Annotated in this window: 20 protein-coding genes; 19 read left to right on the top strand and 1 reads right to left on the bottom strand. The window is 51.4% G+C overall.

Features of this window, described 5'->3' with window-relative positions; all coding sequences use genetic code 11:
* The first annotated feature begins 2 nt into the window (after positions 1-2).
* The 19 genes from OCH02_RS22240 (at position 3) to OCH02_RS22150 (ending at position 15,926) form a co-directional block, all read left to right on the top strand.
* Positions 3-863 carry a hypothetical protein gene (locus OCH02_RS22240; protein ID WP_261433001.1) on the top strand — a complete coding sequence of 287 codons (861 nt, stop codon included), beginning with the start codon at positions 3-5 and terminating at the stop codon, positions 861-863.
* Positions 864-879: 16 nt separating this feature from the next.
* Positions 880-1,911 (top strand): DUF2184 domain-containing protein, encoded by a 1,032-nt coding sequence (locus OCH02_RS22235; RefSeq protein ID WP_261433000.1) that lies wholly within the window; start codon positions 880-882, stop codon positions 1,909-1,911.
* 67 nt (positions 1,912-1,978) lie between these two features.
* Positions 1,979-2,461, top strand: a complete 483-nt coding sequence (locus OCH02_RS22230) for a hypothetical protein (protein WP_261432999.1) — start codon at positions 1,979-1,981, stop codon at positions 2,459-2,461.
* Positions 2,458-2,886 (top strand): hypothetical protein, encoded by a 429-nt coding sequence (locus tag OCH02_RS22225; RefSeq protein WP_261432998.1) that lies wholly within the window; start codon positions 2,458-2,460, stop codon positions 2,884-2,886. The genes OCH02_RS22230 and OCH02_RS22225 overlap by 4 nt, the downstream gene beginning before the upstream one ends.
* Positions 2,883-3,317 (top strand): hypothetical protein, encoded by a 435-nt coding sequence (locus OCH02_RS22220; RefSeq protein ID WP_261432997.1) that lies wholly within the window; start codon positions 2,883-2,885, stop codon positions 3,315-3,317. The genes OCH02_RS22225 and OCH02_RS22220 overlap by 4 nt, the downstream gene beginning before the upstream one ends.
* Complete coding sequence (locus tag OCH02_RS22215) at positions 3,301-4,242, top strand: hypothetical protein (protein ID WP_261432996.1); 942 nt, start codon at positions 3,301-3,303, stop codon at positions 4,240-4,242. Before OCH02_RS22220 ends, OCH02_RS22215 begins: the two co-directional genes overlap by 17 nt.
* A gap of 4 nt (positions 4,243-4,246) precedes the next feature.
* Positions 4,247-5,641: a hypothetical protein gene (locus OCH02_RS22210; protein ID WP_261432995.1), complete on the top strand. Its 1,395-nt coding sequence runs from the start codon at positions 4,247-4,249 to the stop codon at positions 5,639-5,641.
* A 3-nt stretch (positions 5,642-5,644) separates the two neighbouring features.
* Positions 5,645-6,082: a hypothetical protein gene (locus OCH02_RS22205; RefSeq protein WP_261432993.1), complete on the top strand. Its 438-nt coding sequence runs from the start codon at positions 5,645-5,647 to the stop codon at positions 6,080-6,082.
* Positions 6,082-6,669, top strand: a complete 588-nt coding sequence (locus OCH02_RS22200; RefSeq protein WP_261432992.1) for a hypothetical protein — start codon at positions 6,082-6,084, stop codon at positions 6,667-6,669. Before OCH02_RS22205 ends, OCH02_RS22200 begins: the two co-directional genes overlap by 1 nt.
* 123 nt (positions 6,670-6,792) lie before the next feature.
* Positions 6,793-8,814: a lytic transglycosylase domain-containing protein gene (locus tag OCH02_RS22195; protein ID WP_261432991.1), complete on the top strand. Its 2,022-nt coding sequence runs from the start codon at positions 6,793-6,795 to the stop codon at positions 8,812-8,814.
* Positions 8,814-9,530: a hypothetical protein gene (locus OCH02_RS22190; protein WP_261432990.1), complete on the top strand. Its 717-nt coding sequence runs from the start codon at positions 8,814-8,816 to the stop codon at positions 9,528-9,530. The genes OCH02_RS22195 and OCH02_RS22190 overlap by 1 nt, the downstream gene beginning before the upstream one ends.
* Positions 9,527-9,802 carry a hypothetical protein gene (locus OCH02_RS22185; protein ID WP_261432989.1) on the top strand — a complete coding sequence of 92 codons (276 nt, stop codon included), beginning with the start codon at positions 9,527-9,529 and terminating at the stop codon, positions 9,800-9,802. The genes OCH02_RS22190 and OCH02_RS22185 overlap by 4 nt, the downstream gene beginning before the upstream one ends.
* Positions 9,802-10,845, top strand: coding sequence for a hypothetical protein (locus OCH02_RS22180; protein WP_261433041.1), 1,044 nt, complete (start codon positions 9,802-9,804; stop codon positions 10,843-10,845). The genes OCH02_RS22185 and OCH02_RS22180 overlap by 1 nt, the downstream gene beginning before the upstream one ends.
* Complete coding sequence (locus tag OCH02_RS22175; RefSeq protein WP_261432988.1) at positions 10,842-11,558, top strand: hypothetical protein; 717 nt, start codon at positions 10,842-10,844, stop codon at positions 11,556-11,558. The genes OCH02_RS22180 and OCH02_RS22175 overlap by 4 nt, the downstream gene beginning before the upstream one ends.
* Positions 11,555-11,887 (top strand): hypothetical protein, encoded by a 333-nt coding sequence (locus OCH02_RS22170; RefSeq protein WP_261432987.1) that lies wholly within the window; start codon positions 11,555-11,557, stop codon positions 11,885-11,887. The genes OCH02_RS22175 and OCH02_RS22170 overlap by 4 nt, the downstream gene beginning before the upstream one ends.
* Positions 11,884-13,110, top strand: a complete 1,227-nt coding sequence (locus tag OCH02_RS22165; protein ID WP_261432986.1) for a baseplate J/gp47 family protein — start codon at positions 11,884-11,886, stop codon at positions 13,108-13,110. The genes OCH02_RS22170 and OCH02_RS22165 overlap by 4 nt, the downstream gene beginning before the upstream one ends.
* Positions 13,094-13,720 carry a hypothetical protein gene (locus OCH02_RS22160; RefSeq protein ID WP_261432985.1) on the top strand — a complete coding sequence of 209 codons (627 nt, stop codon included), beginning with the start codon at positions 13,094-13,096 and terminating at the stop codon, positions 13,718-13,720. Before OCH02_RS22165 ends, OCH02_RS22160 begins: the two co-directional genes overlap by 17 nt.
* Positions 13,717-15,402, top strand: a complete 1,686-nt coding sequence (locus tag OCH02_RS22155; RefSeq protein WP_261432984.1) for a hypothetical protein — start codon at positions 13,717-13,719, stop codon at positions 15,400-15,402. The genes OCH02_RS22160 and OCH02_RS22155 overlap by 4 nt, the downstream gene beginning before the upstream one ends.
* A gap of 2 nt (positions 15,403-15,404) precedes the next feature.
* Positions 15,405-15,926 (top strand): tail fiber assembly protein, encoded by a 522-nt coding sequence (locus OCH02_RS22150; protein ID WP_261432983.1) that lies wholly within the window; start codon positions 15,405-15,407, stop codon positions 15,924-15,926.
* Positions 15,927-15,966: 40 nt separating this feature from the next.
* Here the strand turns inward: OCH02_RS22150 and OCH02_RS22145 are convergent, their stop codons facing one another.
* The gene (locus tag OCH02_RS22145) at positions 15,967-17,409 is read right to left on the bottom strand and encodes a glucosyltransferase domain-containing protein (RefSeq protein WP_261432982.1); all 1,443 of its coding nucleotides are present in this window, start codon (positions 17,407-17,409) and stop codon (positions 15,967-15,969) included.
* Positions 17,410-17,419: the final 10 nt, after the last annotated feature.

The following is a 17,419-nucleotide window of genomic DNA, read 5'->3' as shown; positions in this document are numbered from 1 at the left end:
GCATGGCTAATTTATCTCTTAATCCGATGGCAACCACGAATGCGCTGGGTTCCTTCGGTGTGCAGTCCGACGGTTATATCCAGGGTGTGGCTCTGGATGATCCGGCCAACCGCTTTAATCTGGCTGCGGGTACCGTGGCGGCAACGGAAACTAAACCTCTGTGGGGCGGTCTGCCGGTGGCTGAACTTCTGTCAGGCACGCAGTCTAGTCCGCGCGGTTCATACATCCGCCATGCGGTGTCTGTCGCTGAGTTGGAAGGCTTCACCGTATTCAACCAGGCGCACAACGGTCTGACCACACCACAGTCACCGGTGCCACTGTACGCATCCGGTATGAGTGTTTCGTACTATCGCCTCGGCTCAAACATGCGCGTTCCGCTGAAAGCTTCTGCGCAGGTTGTTGCGCTGGGCACCAGTGGCGCATCTGTGAAAACGGCTTTGGCCTGGGACTTTGTGAACAACCAGGTCACCACCGCAGCAGCTGCAGGTTTTGCTGGCAATGATATTGCGACTACAGCTGTGGTGTACGCATCTGGTGTGGCCACGGCGACTACCGCCTCTGCTCATGGACTGACCGCTGGCCAGTACGTGAAAATTAACGACGTTGTGCCGGCAGCGTATAACGGCACCGTTGTTGTGCTGTCCGTTACGAACTCAACCACCTTCACCTATGCCCCGGCAACAGCACCGGGCGGCGCGGCTACCACGCAAGGCACTATTGGTGCAGTAACACTTTCCGACATCACGCTGCCGGTAAAAGTGATCGCCATCGAATCAGGAAACTCAAAGACTGTCAGCTATGACAGCACGACGGGTTTCCTGACCTGGAACAACACCGACAGCTGCGCGCTGGTCTTACTTTAATCGGGAGCTGAATTAAATGGCTGCAATTACCCCCAGCTACACCATCGTCAATCCGTCGTATATTGCGCCGGAGATGATCCTCGGTTACCAGCAGGCATCAGGTGCGTTTGAAACCATTGCCAGCGGTAACCCGCAAGTGCGCCTCGGCGTTGGCGACCAGTACGTCTACATGCGCCGACTGGATATCCGCACCCAATCCACCTCCAGCCAGTCTGGAAACGGCAACCAGCTTCCAAGCGTGGCGCTGGATGCGAAGATGATTTCCACCCCAACTTATCTGTTCCGCTGCCGTGGTATCTACGATCACCACGACATGGCAGCGGCCGGTAACTGGAACTTTGCTCTGCCGGAGGCCCAGCGTCTCGGTATGCGCCAAGGCATCTTCCAGCAGCTCCGCTCTGCGCTGCTGTACGGTATGAACCCTGCGGGTGGTGAGGGCCTACTGAATACTGCGGGTGCGACCACCGAGTCTCTGCCGCCGGACAGCAACAACAACACCACTGTGCTGACTTATGATCACGGCCAGATGGCTGTGTATCTGCTGGGCCACGTTCAAGCCGCTATGACCCGTACCATGCAGTTGGGTCGCCAGCAGCGTGTCGTTATCCTTGGTCCTCAGCGTATTCTCGGCGCAATGGAGATTCAGCAGATCGTGCAGTTGACTTCTTACCAGCGCCCTGGCGGCGGTACTGATACCGTGGGTAACACGGTAAAAGAAGTGCTGAAAGGGGCAAACATCCAGGTTGACTGGGTGTATGACGATACCTTAATCGGCGCTGGTGCGGGCGGCACTGATGCGGTGGTAATCACCATCCCGGAGGTTGAGGTACCAATGGTTAACTCGACCGTTAACACCAACGAATTCGCCAAGTTGACCCCGTCTCTTGCTGCGAACGCCCTGATGTTCTGCGACATGGCCGCGCCGCGTGAAATTCCGACACCGATTGCTGGTGGCGCGATTGATGTTCTGTCCGAAATGCGCTCAACCGCTGGGTGGGCTGTCCGTCCAGAAGCCATCACCATCCTGTCGATGGCGTACAGCGCCTGACCCATTCTTGAAGTAGTTAAGCCTCTGCCGGGGTAACTCAGCAGGGGCTTTTTTACGAGGGGAACCAATGAAACTTTTTATCGCTAACACTACCAAACAACGCCAAATCTTTGCTTACCGCAAGCTTGAGACCGGTCGACTTGTCCAGATCCCGATTAACCACGGAGACCAGATGATGGTGCTCGACGGTTCCACGGATGAAGTGGAATCAGTCATTCAGCATCACCAGGTGTATGGACTGATCGACTCGACGAAAATCGACCAGAGCCAGGTGTTTGTCGGCCTTTGCTACAGCATCAATAAGCCCGTTTCAGCATCGGTCATCGAAAAGACTATCCGCGATAACGACATTCATCTGACACGTGGCGCGCACAACCGTCGCCAGGCGTCCGTGGCTGCGCTTGATAGCTCGTTGCGCGAAAGTGGTACCGGCTATTCCGGCGAAATGGAAGTCAGCGCAGAGCAGGCAAAAGGCCGCGATGACAACGAAGAGGCCGACGTGGTTAACGAAACCATCGTGACTGAAAAATCCGGGAGCAAGAAAAAATGACAACGAGCCTGTCGGGATTTATTGAATTCATTCGAACTGACATGAAGGTAACCGTTGTCCAGGTTCCTGACGACTCTCCATCATTTTCCCTGGCTTATGGCGGCGCGATCGAATGGGTTAACCAGGAAATCGCGTGCGTCATGCCGAATCTCTATACCGTGGCTGTTTACAACCTCGGGGCGTCGTTCCTGATCAATTACGGCACTGAGTCGGTGTTTACTGATTTCAGGAAAGAACATGGGTTGAATGATTTCAATGCTGGCGTGATTACCGGAGCCGGGGACAACGCAACCAGTGCGCAGCGTCTGGTTCCTGACTTCTTCAAAGATTTGTCACTTGCTGACCTTCAGATGCTTCAGGACCCTTGGGGACGCCGCTACCTGATGATTGCCCAGCAGTTTGGCAGCCTGTGGGGGTTGTCATGATCACCTTCCATCTGGGTGTTATCGATATTCCTTACGGGGATGAGAACACCACAACTGGCGACGTTGCTGAATATCTGGAGGGAAAATACCAGATTATGCAGACCTTCTTCGATAGGTATGGCAATGACATTGCCGACCTGATGAGTAAGGACCTCGCCGCAAATCTTGAAAATATGTTGGCTGGTGCACCACCATCAAGGGACCCGCTTGCAGAATCCATGTCGCGGATCCACGACTTGTTTGTGGCCTTTCTGGATAACGGCGAGATGAACGGTATGCAGGGCGTCCCAACCCGACGCGCGCTGCTTGGCATCTCGAAGCGTTTCAAAAATAAGAAAGGTGATCCGCGACAATCATTTATCGATACAGGAAATTATCAGGCAGCTATGCGCGCCTGGGTAAGTGGGGTGTTAAATGCCTTCCCTGAGTGAACTGCAGCAGAATGCGAAAACCGAACTTAACGCCATACTGACGCAGGGGCTTGACGACCTTAGCCGTTTTCAGGTGGTCACCTTCACGAAGTACATCAGGAAAGTACTTCCGCTGGATGGCTTCGTGTTTTGGGTAAAGGCGTCGATTATTGCTGATGATCCGGGCAGTGAGCCGGATACCAAGGATGTAAAAGGCTACCTGCACCTGACGACGGAAAGTATTCAGGATGAGGAGCAACTCTACGACAAAAACGTGGTGACGTTTACCGCGCAGGCTGATATCGATCCCTTTAATGATATTGGCTCCGAGGTGCTCTACATCGGCGAATTCTACGGTATCCGGTTTGCGTTTTCTCGCCGTTCTGGGTTGAACGAACCCGCCAATATTTACCACTACACCGGGCACGCCATTTACCCGCACATGATGTCGCAGATCATCAACTCGCCGGACGATATCGATCTGGCGGATCTGGTGGTCTCAAGTTCGCTGCCGATCTGGTTGTCATTGAACCAGTACATGCCGATGTTTCCGGCCATGCTGTCATTGCAGAACCTGGCCCCGCCGTATGCCACGGTGAAATGCAGCGACCCGGTACCGGTCGCCGGCGCTTTTTACCTGGATGAAAAATCCAACCAGTACCAGTTGGTTTCCGAGGATGTGACGATCTCGGTAACCGGCCTGCGCAATGCATCCGTAGAGGATTTTCTCCGCTACGTCCAGCAATACACGCTCAGCGATGATGCCGAGATGGGCGTAATGAATATTCCCGTGGTGCAGGATGAGCGCGTGACGCAAAACGAGCTCAACATCATCGCCATGCGGAAGAAGATTAAATTTCGCGTCAATTACTATCAGCAGCGGATGAGAAATGTCGCCCGCCAGTTGATCACGTCTGCCATCCCGTCCATTTATGTGGAGAAATAGTTAAATGGCCATAGTGAATATTAATGTTTCGGTCACCAACCCACCGAAACCGAGCCAGTTACTGAAATCCGGTGCGCTGGTCTCTGTCGGGGGGGCGACGTTAGCGCCGGGCAGTTACGAGCTGTTGACGTCAAAAGACGACCTGAAAACGATTGTCGCGCCGGCGAAAACGATCACGGCGATCGCCTGGGCGACGAATACCGTCACTGTGACGCTATCCGAAGCGCATGGCTGGGCCAACGGAGACAAAGTGCCGGTGGTGATTTCCGGTGTGGTGCCTGTGGAGTACAACGGCGCACATACGGCAACGGTGACTGGTGACAAAGCGTTTACCTATGCGTTGAGCGCCGATCCGGGTACCGCAACAACGATGGGTACCGTGGCGTCTGTGGCATCCGGCGAAATTCAGCAGATGAATACCACCTACTGGGCGCAGGGGACCAACCGTGCGGTTTATGTACTGGAGTTAGGCGAGCTGAGCGCAGCAGACGCGATTAAGGCGTTAAGCAAATTTATCGACGAAGATATTTCGCTGGGTAACACCTATCAAAAATTCTTCTCCTATCTGGTTCCCCGCGAATGGGACGAAGAGGCCACATTCAAGACGCTGGCGAACAACTACACGTCGCCGGGATCGCTGGTGAAGTTTTTTGTCACCACCACCATTGCCACCTATGAAACGTGGGTGTCGGGGAAATACCCGAATGTTTTTGCCGGTGTTGAGGCTCCGGGGATTGGCGCGACCGAGTTTTCTATGGCGGCACCGTTCCAGTCGTCGCTGGCCAACGATCCAAGCTCGTCGAACATGGTGCCGCCGATGGCGTTCCGCTTCATGTATGGCGTCACCGAGTATCCGCCTGCTGGGAATGGCAAGTTGCTAAAAGCCCTGCAGGACAACAATATCAACTACATCGGCACGGCGGCCGAAGGGGGGCTAAGCAACAAAATGCTGGTCGCCGGGCATATGCTGGACGGTATGCCGTTCAACTACTGGTACTCGGTGGCCTGGTGTGCCATCAACCTGGAGATGGATCTGGCGAATGAGGTCATCAACGGCTCAAACACTACCGTTAACCCGCTCTATTACGAGCCTCAAGGTATCGGTCGCTTGCAACGCAGGGCACTGAAAACGCTTCGTTCCGGTATCAGTTACGGGCTAATCCTCGGTCAGGTGATCGACACGCAACTTAGCCAGGATGCCTTCAACGAGCAGTACGAAAAAGGGACCTATGCCGGCAGCGCGGTGATCAACGCCGTACCGTTCGCCAACTACACCAGCCTGAATCCGTCCGATTATGCCGATGGAAAATATAGCGGCCTGAGTGCGGTTGTCACGCCGAAACGTGGTTTTGAGTCCATCACCTTCAACTTAAACGTAACCAATTTTGTGGGGGCGTAATAAATGCCAAATCCATTAGTTCCGCAGGGATTCCTTAACCGCGTCCGTGGCGCGGTCAGCATTACCGACAACCCGGCGCTAAACATTACAGCATCATTCCTGGGCAAAGAGGGGATCAGCATGCGGCCAGATTCTCCCGCCACTGACATTATCCCCACGATGACGGGTACTGTCGGCAGCCAGGCACCCTATCAGCAAGTGACCTTGACGGTGCATCTGCTGAAAACGCAGGGGCTGGCTGCCAGTTATCAGCGGCAATTTGCCTCTGATACCGCATTGGGGGAGGTGGTAGTTACACCGGATGCGACCACTTTCGGCAACTACACCATTCTGAACTGCTACCTGGTGAATTTTAACGAAATCACCCTCAACGGTACGGATGCCGGCTTTGTTGCGACAATTTCCGGTTACCTCACCACCAACGACAAGATGTGGGATTGATGGGTATGAAAATTGATAAAAAACTGAATTTCGTCAGCACGATCACGCGCGACGACGGATCGCTGGTCTACCTGCACGTTGTGCCGTTCCCGTATGAAGTGGTGCAGGAAAACTGCGTGATGCTGGGGAATATGTTCCATAACTTCTTCACCTCGGTGGGGGCGACGGGCGCGCCGCGTGTGGCCGCGATGATGCTGCGTAATATTCTCAAGGCGCGGCAGGATACTGGGGGCGTTCCGGCGGATGAACCGACCCTCGTTGACGACATTCAACGACTGACGACAGTAATTTTCAATGATAACGGCGTATGGCGTCCTGTGCCGCTTGAAACGGCATTTAAGCAGGCGGTTATTTCTCCGGACGAATACCGTGAAGTTGAGGGCGAAGTGGTGTTTTTTATGGTCGCCTCTGCCATTCAGAAAGCCAACTTGATAGCGGGGACTGTGGGGAAAGCGCTCGATATGTACAGTGGGCAACTCGTCTCATTGAGTGCTACGGCGTTTCGCGATTCTTTACCGACGTCGAAGACGGATACCGATACCCCGACCCCGTCAGCCCCGCAGGAACTGTCGTACATTCCCTCCTGACCTGGGCCTCCTGTGAGGGGTTCAGCGAACTCTGTCGGGAACTGGATTGCGGCAACTACAAAAGCCCGCTCCATTTCCGGCAGCGGTTCATTCTGGAAGAAATAAGACAGAAGGGCTATTTCAATGGCAGCTAAATCCGTTGTTGAAATTGATGTTCAGGACGAGAAATTTCAGGCGTTCCTCGAAAAATTCAATGAGTACCAGAAGGCGCTTGAAGGTTTGCCTGAGCAATGGCGGGGCGCGGCGCAGGGGATCGGGGATTCTGCCAAACAGACGGAGAAGGTGCTGGGTAGCACGGAGGCGATCACCCAGTCATTCAACGAAGGGGTTGCAGCCATCGCCTCTGTCAATGATGGCCTTGACCGTTTGAATGGAAACCTTGAGAAAGCCAATAAAACGCAGTCTGAATTTAACAAAAAAAATCGCGGTGCCAGTAAATTTCTGAGCAAAGCCAGCAAGGATGCCAAAGATCTGGCCGGCCACATTAAAAACGCCACAACTAGTTTGCTCTCGTGGGGGACTGTGCTGGGGCTGTTTTCTGGGTTGGCCGGGGCCGGTGGTTTGTGGGGGATGAATCGCCTGGCGGGTTCGGCTTCCGCGCAGCGGTTCACTGCGATGGGGTTAGGAACTACCGCCGGCGGCCTTAATTCTAGCGCTGTTAACTACCAGAAGGTGCTCGGCAATCCTGTCGGCACGTTGGGTGCCATCCGTGACAGCCAACTGGATCTGAGCAAGCGCTGGCAGTTTAAGGCAATGGGGATTGATAACCCTGATCAGGATCCGGCGAAACTGTTGCCACAGATGATCAAAAGCGCACGCGATATTTTTGTGCGCAATGGCAGCTCGCAGCAGGGAGCTGAGGCTTACGGCCTGACTAACTACTTCACCCTTGACGATCTCAATCGCTTTAAAAAAATGAGCGATGCTGAAATCGAGGCGATGACGAAGCAGGCCCAGAAAGATACACAACGCCTTCAGGTGACCGACCAGCAACTGAAACAATGGCAGGATTTTAATATTCAGTTGGATCGCAGCAAGATCAGTATTGAAAACACCTTTATTCGTGGGCTTGCGCCATTGGCTCCGGAATTAGGGAAACTGTCAGATGCATTTTCTGAGGCAGTGGATACCGTCCTTAAATCACCTGAACTGGGCAAATGGCTTGATGGGCTGGCAGATGGCATCAGACGGTTCGGTAACTACCTGGTATCCCCGGATTTCAAAAGCGACGTTGAGTCGTTTATGACCGGTGTTGAAAGGCTGGCGCGGGTTATTGGCAAGGTGATCGATTGGGTTACCGGAAAAACCGATATTACATTGGATGATGTTAAGTCGGGTTCTTCCATGCTAAGCGATGAAAAGCAGACGGACCCGCAGACCGGCCAGAGCTATACGCCAGGCAGTGATGATGATCCCCGCGTGTGGGGATGGTTGAAAGGCGTAAAAGGGTTTTTCTCCAGTGATGGTAACCCCTCCGGTAGTGATGACAATCAACCTTGGTGGAAATTACGCGCCGGTAATGATGGCATTTTAAACAACAAATGGAATCAACCGGAGCAATACGCCCAATCAGCAAAAAAACGAGCCTCAGGTACAAACCCATCTGATTACGATGGATATTTTGAAGAGGCAGCCAAAAAATACGGATTAGATGCCAAGTTGCTAAAAGCGGTAACGGGTGCAGAGTCATCGTGGAATACACATGCTGTCAGCAAAGCGGGAGCGCAAGGCTTGATGCAGGTGATGCCTTTCAACTTTAAACCCGGAGAGGACCCCTACAACCCCCGTGACAACATTATGGCCGGTGCCAGGGTAATGAAGTGGGCAAAAAATCAGGCGGGCGGTGATGTTGAAGAAATGCTGCGCTGGTATAACGGCGGCAAGAATCGCGGCAGCAAGGAAAATCGTGAATACCCCGGACGAGTACGAGAGCAGTTCATAAAGCTCTACGGTTCAGGCGCGCCGGGTTCTACCCAAAGTAATCCCCAGCAGCAACTCACCCAGCAATCCTCCAGCAAAACCGATCAGATATTGCAGCAGATTTTGGATAATCAGCGACGGGGAGGAAGTGCCGGTGTGGTGGTGTACAACAACACCGGTGGCAGCGCGATTGTTTCGAGCACGCAACTCGGAGGATATGGTTAATGGCATTTACCCGCGAACTTTATAAGTTGGGGTTTGAAATCTCACCGGTGATCCTTTGTGACGGTGTTGCGCAGAGTATCCCCGGAGGAATGCTGCCGATCGTTGCGCTAACGCAGAGCGCCAGTTTTGTCAGCAACCTGATGGGCGGCGCGGTAAATCTGACCGACCTGGATAAATATTTCTGCCACTGGCGCGCCGCACAGGGTTCCAGCATGGTTGATTACGATATCGGCCGTTACCCCTTTGCTAATCAGGCTGTCGCCGCTAACGCACTGCTGGCGCAACCGTTGCGCATTCCCATGCTGATGGATGCACCGGTGAATGAAAACACCGGAGCGTTGACAAAGCTGGTCACGCTCAGCGCATTGCAGGCCGTCCTGCAGGCGCATGCCAATCTTGGTGGTACGTTCGTCGTGGCCACCCCGTCGCTGATTTATAGCGGTTGTATCCTGCGTACCGTTCGGGACGTCACGGGGTCGAATGATCCGCTACCGCAGCGTCAATGGTTGTGGGACTTTGAACAACCGCTGATTACCGAAACCGGCGCGGAGCAGGCGATTAACAGTTATTTGGGCAAGATTGATAACGGCGACAAAACCACGGAGAGCGCCTGGACCAATACGGTTTCTGCACTCGGGAATACGTCGTTGGGCAGTAGCGTTTCTGATGCTGTAACCGGGCTTATCGGTAAATTAAGCGGGGCGTTTAATTTATGAGCACAACACTTTATCCGTTTTCCGGGAATGAGCAGAAAAGCATGGTTTTTACGCCGATGCTTGACGGTGAGGTATACAACTGCCAGACCAAATGGAATATTGCCGCGCAGCGCTGGTATCTCAATATTACGGACAACTCAGGTAATCGCCTGTTAACCATGCCGATGATCGATTCGCCGATGGGGTACGACATTAACTTGCTTATCGGGGCATTCACAGCCACGAAAATGGTGTGGCGATATTCATCGGGGCAAATAGAGGTAATCAACTGATGCGGTACTATGATATTCAGATATTTGCCCCACCCGATAAAAACGGTAACCCCGGAAAACTTTTCAAGCAATATTCCAGTCTGAAAAATGGTGTGTTCAATCCCGGTAATTTAATGATTGAGTTTGATATTCAACGCTTTGGTGAATCGACGCCAATGGGGCAAAGCTGCATCACCATTTGGGGGATAGGCCCGAAGGATATGCAGCAGGCCAGACAGAATATGTTTGGCATGACGATAAAAATGTGGGTGGGCATGTCGAAGGGGTTACCGCTGGCGAAGCCTGCACAGCAAGGACTGGTGTTGGAGGGGACCGTGTGGCAGGTGTTGGGAAACTGGCAGGGAACCGAGCTACGGACAGATCTCATTGTGACGGCGGGGGCGGTCTCTGCGGTCAATCCCGCGCCGTTGGCCCCGATCAATTTAACACTGCCGTGGAATAAAGGGATCAAGCTGTCTGTTGCGTTGACACAATGCTTTCAGAATATGGGGGGCGATTACCGTTTCTCGATAAGCATCAGTGACCGCTTGGTGAATAACTACGACAGCAACATGTTTTGCGGCAGCCTTTCTGAACTGGCGACGAAATTAAAAACACTGAGTAAAAACATCATCAAAGACGGTAAATATTCCGGTGTGGAAATAACAGTGGTGAATGGCAAAGAAATCCGTGTTTTCGATAATGATATTGAAAACCAAATCGACAAAGAGTCGAAAAAAAGCAGCGGTTACCGTAGACAAAACCCGATACAGATAGAATTTACCGATTTGGTCGGTCAGCCAACGTGGGTGCAATTTGGTACGGTCAGTATTCCCTGCGTCATGCGCAGCGACATTCAGGTGGGGGATTATATCCGAATGCCTAAGGATTCTCGGCCGATGATACAGGCATCTTCATATTCCCAGTTTCGTGATGACGCTGCATTTACCGGTGATTTTCTGGTGTCTTCGGTGCGTCTGCTCGGCAACAGCCGGCAACCGGACGCTAATAGTTGGGTGACCGTCATTGAAGCTCACCCGGACGTGAAATTGGGGGCGTCGTGAGCATTGATAAAAAGCTGAGTTTTGGCGGCAATATGCATCGGTTCGCCGACCAAAAAATCGCGGACGCCATGCAAATGGCCGGTAAGGTACTGCCCGCATCGGTGGTGATCCGCTCGGGAAATATGGTCACGGTGTCATTCCTGCTTCGCGATATTCCGTACATGCTGCCGCAGATCACTATCCCCTTGTTCGGCCCACAGTACATCCGCTATCCCATGCAACCGGGAGACAGGGGGATTGTCATCCCGGCGGATACCTACCTGGGTGGGGCCAGCGGACAGGGCGGGGGCACTGCCGATCTCACTCCGCCGGCCAATCTCAGCGCGCTGGTGTTTTTGCCGATCAGTCACACGGAATGGGAGAACGTCGACGGACAAGTGCTCACGTTGTATGGCCCGGAAGGCGTCACGATACGCGATGCCGGCAGCAAGACGACGTTCCTGCTAACGCCGGAGAGCATCACGATTGCCACGCCTGAGCAGTTCAAGGTCACGGTGGGCAGTACCGTGCTGACGCTGACAAAGGGCTCATGGTCGCTGACTGGCCAGAGCGGAACCCTGACTGATGGTCAGGCCAGCACCAGCCCCGCCATTATGCATGAGGGCTGGCAGCAACTGCTTACCTGGGTGAATTCCCATCAGCACAGTAACGGTAACGATGGGCAAGACACCGGAGGGCCGACAACAAGTTTCGACGGGAGCATTACCGAATGAGAACATACGGGCAGGATGAATCCGGCAAGTGGGTCACGATCGCCACTGACGCGAACGGCTTTAACGATGCCGTCTATCTCACCACGCTAGTTCAAAACCTCAAGCTGGCACCGCAGGAGCCCCCCTTTTTTGCGAATCACGGCATTCCTGCCAACGGTTCTGTGATCCAGCAGATTATCCCCACGTTTTACGTGAACCGGCTGCAACAGCAATTCAGCGGCCATTTCTCTTCACTTCAGATTGCACTGACCGAAGTTGATCCGCCGGTGTACGACATTTCGGTTATCACCAACTCGGGTTCGAAAATAGTGGCGAAGGTGTATGTATGAGCGATTTACCCGTTATTTATGATATTTCCGGCCCGGTCGCCAAAACGGCGGAAGAGTTGCGCCAGCAGGTTATTGAAACAGCAACGCGGCTTTCACCCGGGATCACGACCGATTTACCCGGCTCATTGATAGAGGACATGGTCAGCACCAGCGTGGGTGCGTTGCTGGTTTGCGACCAGGCGCGGGTCGATTTGATTAACTCATGCAGCCCCTACGGCGCGAATGTACACCTTCTGACGCAGTTGGGTAACACTTATGGTGTGCCACAGGGCGAAGGCACCAATACATCGGTGTATGTCGTATTTTCGGGGCCGCCGGGGTTTGGTATTCAGAAGGGGTTCACAGTAGGGGATGGCACCTATCTGTATACCGTCCGGCGAGACACGGTGATCCCCGACAGCGGACAGACGGAACCCCAGTACTGTCTGGCCACGACGGGGGGAATATGGGCAGTGCCGGCAGGGACAGTTAACCAGGTGAAAACCTCTGTTCCGGAGTCTTACAAGATAACCTGCACTAATCTGACTGCCGGTTTACCGGGTACGGACGAGCAAAGCCCCGCGTCGTATCGTGCGCAGGTGTTGCAGTCCGGAATGTTTGGGGTGCAAGGTACGCCGGATTGCTACCGATCATCCCTGCAAAAAGTGGCTGGCGTACAGGAAAACCTGATTTCGTTCCGCCAGGCGACGCTCGGAAAATGGGTAGCCGTCGTCGGTGGTGGTGATCCTTATGAAGTCGCCTATGCGATTTATAAAGCCGTGCCGGATATTTCCATTTTGACCAACGATGTATCGAATCCATCGGGGGCGGAGGTGGAAAAGAAAACCATACCGATCACGGTCTACCCCGACGTCTACCAGGTGCCATTCGTTGTGCCTTCATCGCAAAACGTGGTGGTGCTGATCACCTGGAACTCAGCCTCGACGACCTACATCGATCCGGAAGGCATTGCTAAAGCGGTGCAGCAGAATATTGCCGATTACGTTAATGCTGTCGCTGTTGGACAGCCGATAAACATTTTCCAGATACAGGATATTTTTCTGAAATCGGTTGAGGGGCTGGTTGCTGCGTCGCTGCTTTCCATGATCCAGGTTCAAATCGGGATTAACGGCGCAATAAAACCACCGGCACCAGAGTCAAGTCTGGTTTATGGCGACACCTACGCCTATTTCTCCACCTCGGCAGCACAAATACAGGTGAAGCAATATGCAAGCTCTCATTGAGAAAATCATTCCCGCTTATCCGTATACGCAATATAACGAAGATCCCAACATCGTCGCATTCTTCACTGCCTATAACACGTTGGCGCAGGGGTATCTTGACTATCTCAATGCGCTTAATTTGCCGTGCTGGACTTCTCCCTCCATCACGGGGGAACTGCTGGACTGGATAGCGCTCGGCATTTACGGGGAAGGGCGGCCATTACTGCAAATATCTGAGGATGCGATCGCCCGCGGTGCCTACAACACCATCGAGTACAACGCCATTCCTTATGCCGGTCTGAAGAATTACGTTCCCGGCTCGGCGTCATACGTACCCGATGATTATTTTAAACGGATCCTGACCTGGAATTTTTACAAAGGTGACGGTTCTCACTTTTGCATCGACTGGCTCAAGCGCCGCCTGGCGCGATTTATTCATGGAACTAATGGAATCGATCCGCCGTTGCAAAGCACCTTCGATATCAGTGTGACGGTCAATAACGGCGTGTTCACCATCCAGATCCCCGATTATGGCGATGGCGTCGGCTATTTCCTGAAAGATGCGATCAGCCAGTCTCTGGTCAAGCTCCCCTTTGTTTATACCTACTCTGTAACGGTGGTTGCACAATGATTATTGGATTTGGAAACAACGTCGTGTCGTCGTTGGCAGCAGATATTACGGCGACCCAGACCACAATACAGGTGATGCCAGGCGCGGGGGCGCTGTTCGCCGGTCTGCTCACTTACGACTACGCTAACGACTCAAACCTTCTTAAGACCTACGCGAAAATTACGCTCACGGATGCGAAAGAAACCGTGTTCGAAGTTTGCCACCTTACGGAAGTCAACAACGATATGCTGACGATTGTACGGGGTCAGGAAGGCACCGCGGCTAAGGGTTGGTCCCTGAACGATGTGATCGCCAACTTTGCGACGCGGGGTTCAGAAAATCAGTTCGTGCAGATCGAGCAATTGCAAAGCGGCCATTACACGTCGGCGGTGGCCGGCGGTACGGCGAATGGGTTAACGCTGGCGCTGCCGGCAACCTATTTCCTGAACGGCTCCACAGACTGGGCATTAAAAACGCCGCTCCTCATTTACCCCACCCTGAACAATACCGGTGCCAGCACGCTGCAGTTGACTATGGGTGGCCGTGTGATGGGAACTTACCCGCTGGTGAAGGGCAGTAATACGGCATTACGGGCAGGGGATATCGTTGCCAAAACACCATTCCTGACGGTGTTCAACGCTGAGCAAGAGAGGTTTATCGTACTGAACCCAACCACGGATGTTGGCTCCGTCCGGACGGTTAATTCAATCGGCCCAGATGTCGGCGGTAATGTAACGCTGCCGATGTACGGCCTGGGATTGGGGCCAGTAGCTAAATCGGACGCTTACAGCAACGTAGCGCAATTTTACCGCGTTAATGTGTCTTCGGCTAACGCGCCACCAATTACAGGCAATATTGCAGCCGGCGTGGTGAGTCTGCCATGTGATGCAGCACCTTCAACGGGATATATTGCCGTTTCAGGAAATGGTGCTGCCTATGTCGGTTCGTCAAACACACCTGCAAACGGTGTGAAATGGAGTCGCATCTACACTACTGATTACAAACCCACCGCTGCCGATGTAAATGCTTATACAAAACAAGAGTCGGATGGTCGTTTTATTTATAAGACTGGCGACACGATAGATTGGCTAACTGTCAGGGATGGATTATCTACAGGGAATGATATAACTGTTGGTCGAACGCTCTTCGTTAAAGGCATGGAGTTTATTGTGAAGCAGGGGTTACAGGACCCCGTGAATAACTATCGGCAAACTAACGGCATGCGGATTCAAGGCGCAGGAAATTTGTTTGTTGATATATATCAGGCTGAGCGCATGGGTGAGTATCACTTTCTTGGCATTCATGTGGCTAATGGTGGTGCTGATGGCTGGTATGAATTTAGGAATGATGGCTCATTCAGTGCCGGGGCTACTGTTGGCGCAGGGGGAAGCAATGGAGGTAAACTTTATCAAGATGGGAATCTGTCTGGCTCCATATGGGGAGGCTATCTCAGTAACTGGCTTAACCAAAATATTTCTAACGCACAAAATAACGCGCAAAACTGGGCCTATCAGAATTTAGTCAATGCCGTGAGGCTCTCTGGCCGAACTGTTATTAGGGACTCAGGGGGGCGCATTGATTTACCGTCAGGTTGTGTTTATACCGGCATGTCTGGTGCGAACTACAATCCCGATACATGGGGGGCATATTCGGCCATCCAAGTTTTGATTAATGGACAATGGGCCACTGTAGGAACGGTATAATTATGAAGAATTTAAAAAATCTCAAAAAGTACACCCCCGATGAACCAGCGTTAGGCAAGACGGTTGCCTATCTACGTGATGAAGATGGCAATGATTGGTATGAAAGCCAAAAGGACTTTTCCGCCGATACTGTGAAAGTTGCCTATGATGCCGATGGCATCATATTGGCCGTGGCGCGTGATGTTTCGATGCTTTGGCCAATTAATTTATCTGTTGTTGAAGTGAGCGAGAAAAGCGCGCCGCGTGGGCTATCAGACGCCGGGGAATGGGTTTTTAATGGTAAAAAAATTACTCCCCGCACCTACACCAAGGAAGAATACAAGGCGCAGGCTCAAGCTCAGAAGAAGTTACTTTTGGACGAAGCCAATAAAAAAACTCAGGCTTGGCAAACTCAATTGATGTTGGGGATAATTACCGATACTGATAAGGTATCTCTAATTACATGGATGGAGTATGTGCAGAAAGTTCAGGCTGTTGATATACACTTAGCAGATAAAATCGCATGGCCCAACCCGCCGCTTTAAAACAATGGCCCTCTGCAGGGAGGGCCGGTTTTAAAAGGTGTTAATTTTTATTGGCACCCAAGGAAACTATGACTTCATTATCGAAAAAGTAAAGTGAATAGTCCTTGTTAGACGAAAAAGGGGTGATTCCTTTACCTACTATATATGCAAGTTTGTTTTTATTGCTTTGCTCGTCACCATAACCATGCAGGGTTTTCGGCAACCCTTTATTAATTAATTGGAATGATGCCAGAAATTCAGCCGCGGGGCTAAGGAAATATCCTATTAATGGTTTGTTATCCATCAGTAACCTTGCTCTCTCATTAATGTTAACTTGACCGATTGTGCCAATAAGTTTCACATTAGGGTGACTAATGATGTCTCTGGATATCATGTCAAATACAAAGTCTTCATATTCACGCTGCGATTTCATAGCGCTACTTAATTGAGCGCTAAAAGCAAAGGCTGTAATTAAAGGTATTAACGCAAGATGCTTTGCTTTTGGTGCAAGCTCAACGATTGAGGTGGCTATAATTACAAACAGCACTGAGAATGATACTAATGTTCTCGGAAAAACGGGCGAATCCCGCAGAAATATTGTCGGGCCTAAAAGTGAAATTAAAAAAACAAATATGGAAATAACTATCAGTATTGAAAGTGAAACAAAGTTGTTGTTTTTTTGAACTGACCTCTTTATTGAAAATGCAATTATAAAAAATGCAGGAATTAAGAAGTAAATATACACAGGACCATGAAAGTAAGATGCAATCATTTCATATAAATCTTTCACGGTATTAACTAGCGTTCTATAGCCATCAATATCTGGGGTTATTAATTCCGAGCGAGAGTTGCTTTTTGTTGAAAATAGCAACATATAAACAATGTAAAATGAAATGAATTCACAAGCTTTTCTTGCGACAAGCTTCGTAAAGTGATGTATCTCTAAGCAGCTCTTAAGCCCAAATATAATAATGTCTACAGCAAGTAGACCTATAAAGATATTTGCACATGGTTGATATAGAGTTAATGCAAGGACTCCGGAAACTATTTTTACTGCCACTTCGTGGATTAGATTTTTGTTGCTATAAGTGTAAGATAAAACAGCAAGGAAAAAAGCCAAAGCCATACCAAGCGAGTCATATCTATAGGCGATATTTTGCAGCATGTAAGGATTGAATATCAAAAACGCAGCGACGAAAATAGGATGTTGAACATCCATTTTGGTTAAGTGCTTTTTTAACAATAAAGATGACGCCCCTATGAACAGACAGGACGTAATCATTGTGTATGGGAATAGGTCAAGATTGTAGTGACCGCTTGCAGACAGTATTTTCATTAGGATATCAGCCACGGGTCTTCCTAGCCCTCGCCATCCATATTGCCCTGTTATAGCCCTATCTAAATCATCCCTGTAAAATACCCCAGCTTGGATAAGAGGGTATATGAATAGCAGAGCTAATCCTGAGTACAGTGCCAATATTTTTTTGTCGTTTTTGCAGATCATTTGAATTTAT

The organism is Serratia quinivorans, from assembly GCF_946227985.1.
In the GTDB taxonomy this organism is placed as follows: domain Bacteria; phylum Pseudomonadota; class Gammaproteobacteria; order Enterobacterales; family Enterobacteriaceae; genus Serratia; species Serratia quinivorans_A.
Note: the sequence above shows the minus strand (reverse complement) of the source record. Positions and strands in the feature narration are given on the sequence as shown.

What these genes read in the sequence shown, in the direction of transcription:
- OCH02_RS22170 (WP_261432987.1), top strand. Translation starts at nt 11,555, where the DNA reads ATGAGAACATACGGGCAGGATGAATCCGGCAAGTGGGTCACGATCGCC.
- OCH02_RS22160 (WP_261432985.1), top strand. Translation starts at nt 13,094, where the DNA reads ATGCAAGCTCTCATTGAGAAAATCATTCCCGCTTATCCGTATACGCAA.
- OCH02_RS22210 (WP_261432995.1), top strand. Translation starts at nt 4,247, where the DNA reads ATGGCCATAGTGAATATTAATGTTTCGGTCACCAACCCACCGAAACCG.
- OCH02_RS22195 (WP_261432991.1), top strand. Translation starts at nt 6,793, where the DNA reads ATGGCAGCTAAATCCGTTGTTGAAATTGATGTTCAGGACGAGAAATTT.
- OCH02_RS22230 (WP_261432999.1), top strand. Translation starts at nt 1,979, where the DNA reads ATGAAACTTTTTATCGCTAACACTACCAAACAACGCCAAATCTTTGCT.
- OCH02_RS22225 (WP_261432998.1), top strand. Translation starts at nt 2,458, where the DNA reads ATGACAACGAGCCTGTCGGGATTTATTGAATTCATTCGAACTGACATG.
- OCH02_RS22190 (WP_261432990.1), top strand. Translation starts at nt 8,814, where the DNA reads ATGGCATTTACCCGCGAACTTTATAAGTTGGGGTTTGAAATCTCACCG.
- OCH02_RS22205 (WP_261432993.1), top strand. Translation starts at nt 5,645, where the DNA reads ATGCCAAATCCATTAGTTCCGCAGGGATTCCTTAACCGCGTCCGTGGC.
- OCH02_RS22235 (WP_261433000.1), top strand. Translation starts at nt 880, where the DNA reads ATGGCTGCAATTACCCCCAGCTACACCATCGTCAATCCGTCGTATATT.
- OCH02_RS22155 (WP_261432984.1), top strand. Translation starts at nt 13,717, where the DNA reads ATGATTATTGGATTTGGAAACAACGTCGTGTCGTCGTTGGCAGCAGAT.
- OCH02_RS22240 (WP_261433001.1), top strand. Translation starts at nt 3, where the DNA reads ATGGCTAATTTATCTCTTAATCCGATGGCAACCACGAATGCGCTGGGT.
- OCH02_RS22145 (WP_261432982.1), bottom strand. Translation starts at nt 17,409, where the DNA reads ATGATCTGCAAAAACGACAAAAAAATATTGGCACTGTACTCAGGATTA.
- OCH02_RS22150 (WP_261432983.1), top strand. Translation starts at nt 15,405, where the DNA reads ATGAAGAATTTAAAAAATCTCAAAAAGTACACCCCCGATGAACCAGCG.
- OCH02_RS22165 (WP_261432986.1), top strand. Translation starts at nt 11,884, where the DNA reads ATGAGCGATTTACCCGTTATTTATGATATTTCCGGCCCGGTCGCCAAA.
- OCH02_RS22180 (WP_261433041.1), top strand. Translation starts at nt 9,802, where the DNA reads ATGCGGTACTATGATATTCAGATATTTGCCCCACCCGATAAAAACGGT.
- OCH02_RS22200 (WP_261432992.1), top strand. Translation starts at nt 6,082, where the DNA reads ATGGGTATGAAAATTGATAAAAAACTGAATTTCGTCAGCACGATCACG.
- OCH02_RS22185 (WP_261432989.1), top strand. Translation starts at nt 9,527, where the DNA reads ATGAGCACAACACTTTATCCGTTTTCCGGGAATGAGCAGAAAAGCATG.
- OCH02_RS22220 (WP_261432997.1), top strand. Translation starts at nt 2,883, where the DNA reads ATGATCACCTTCCATCTGGGTGTTATCGATATTCCTTACGGGGATGAG.
- OCH02_RS22215 (WP_261432996.1), top strand. Translation starts at nt 3,301, where the DNA reads ATGCCTTCCCTGAGTGAACTGCAGCAGAATGCGAAAACCGAACTTAAC.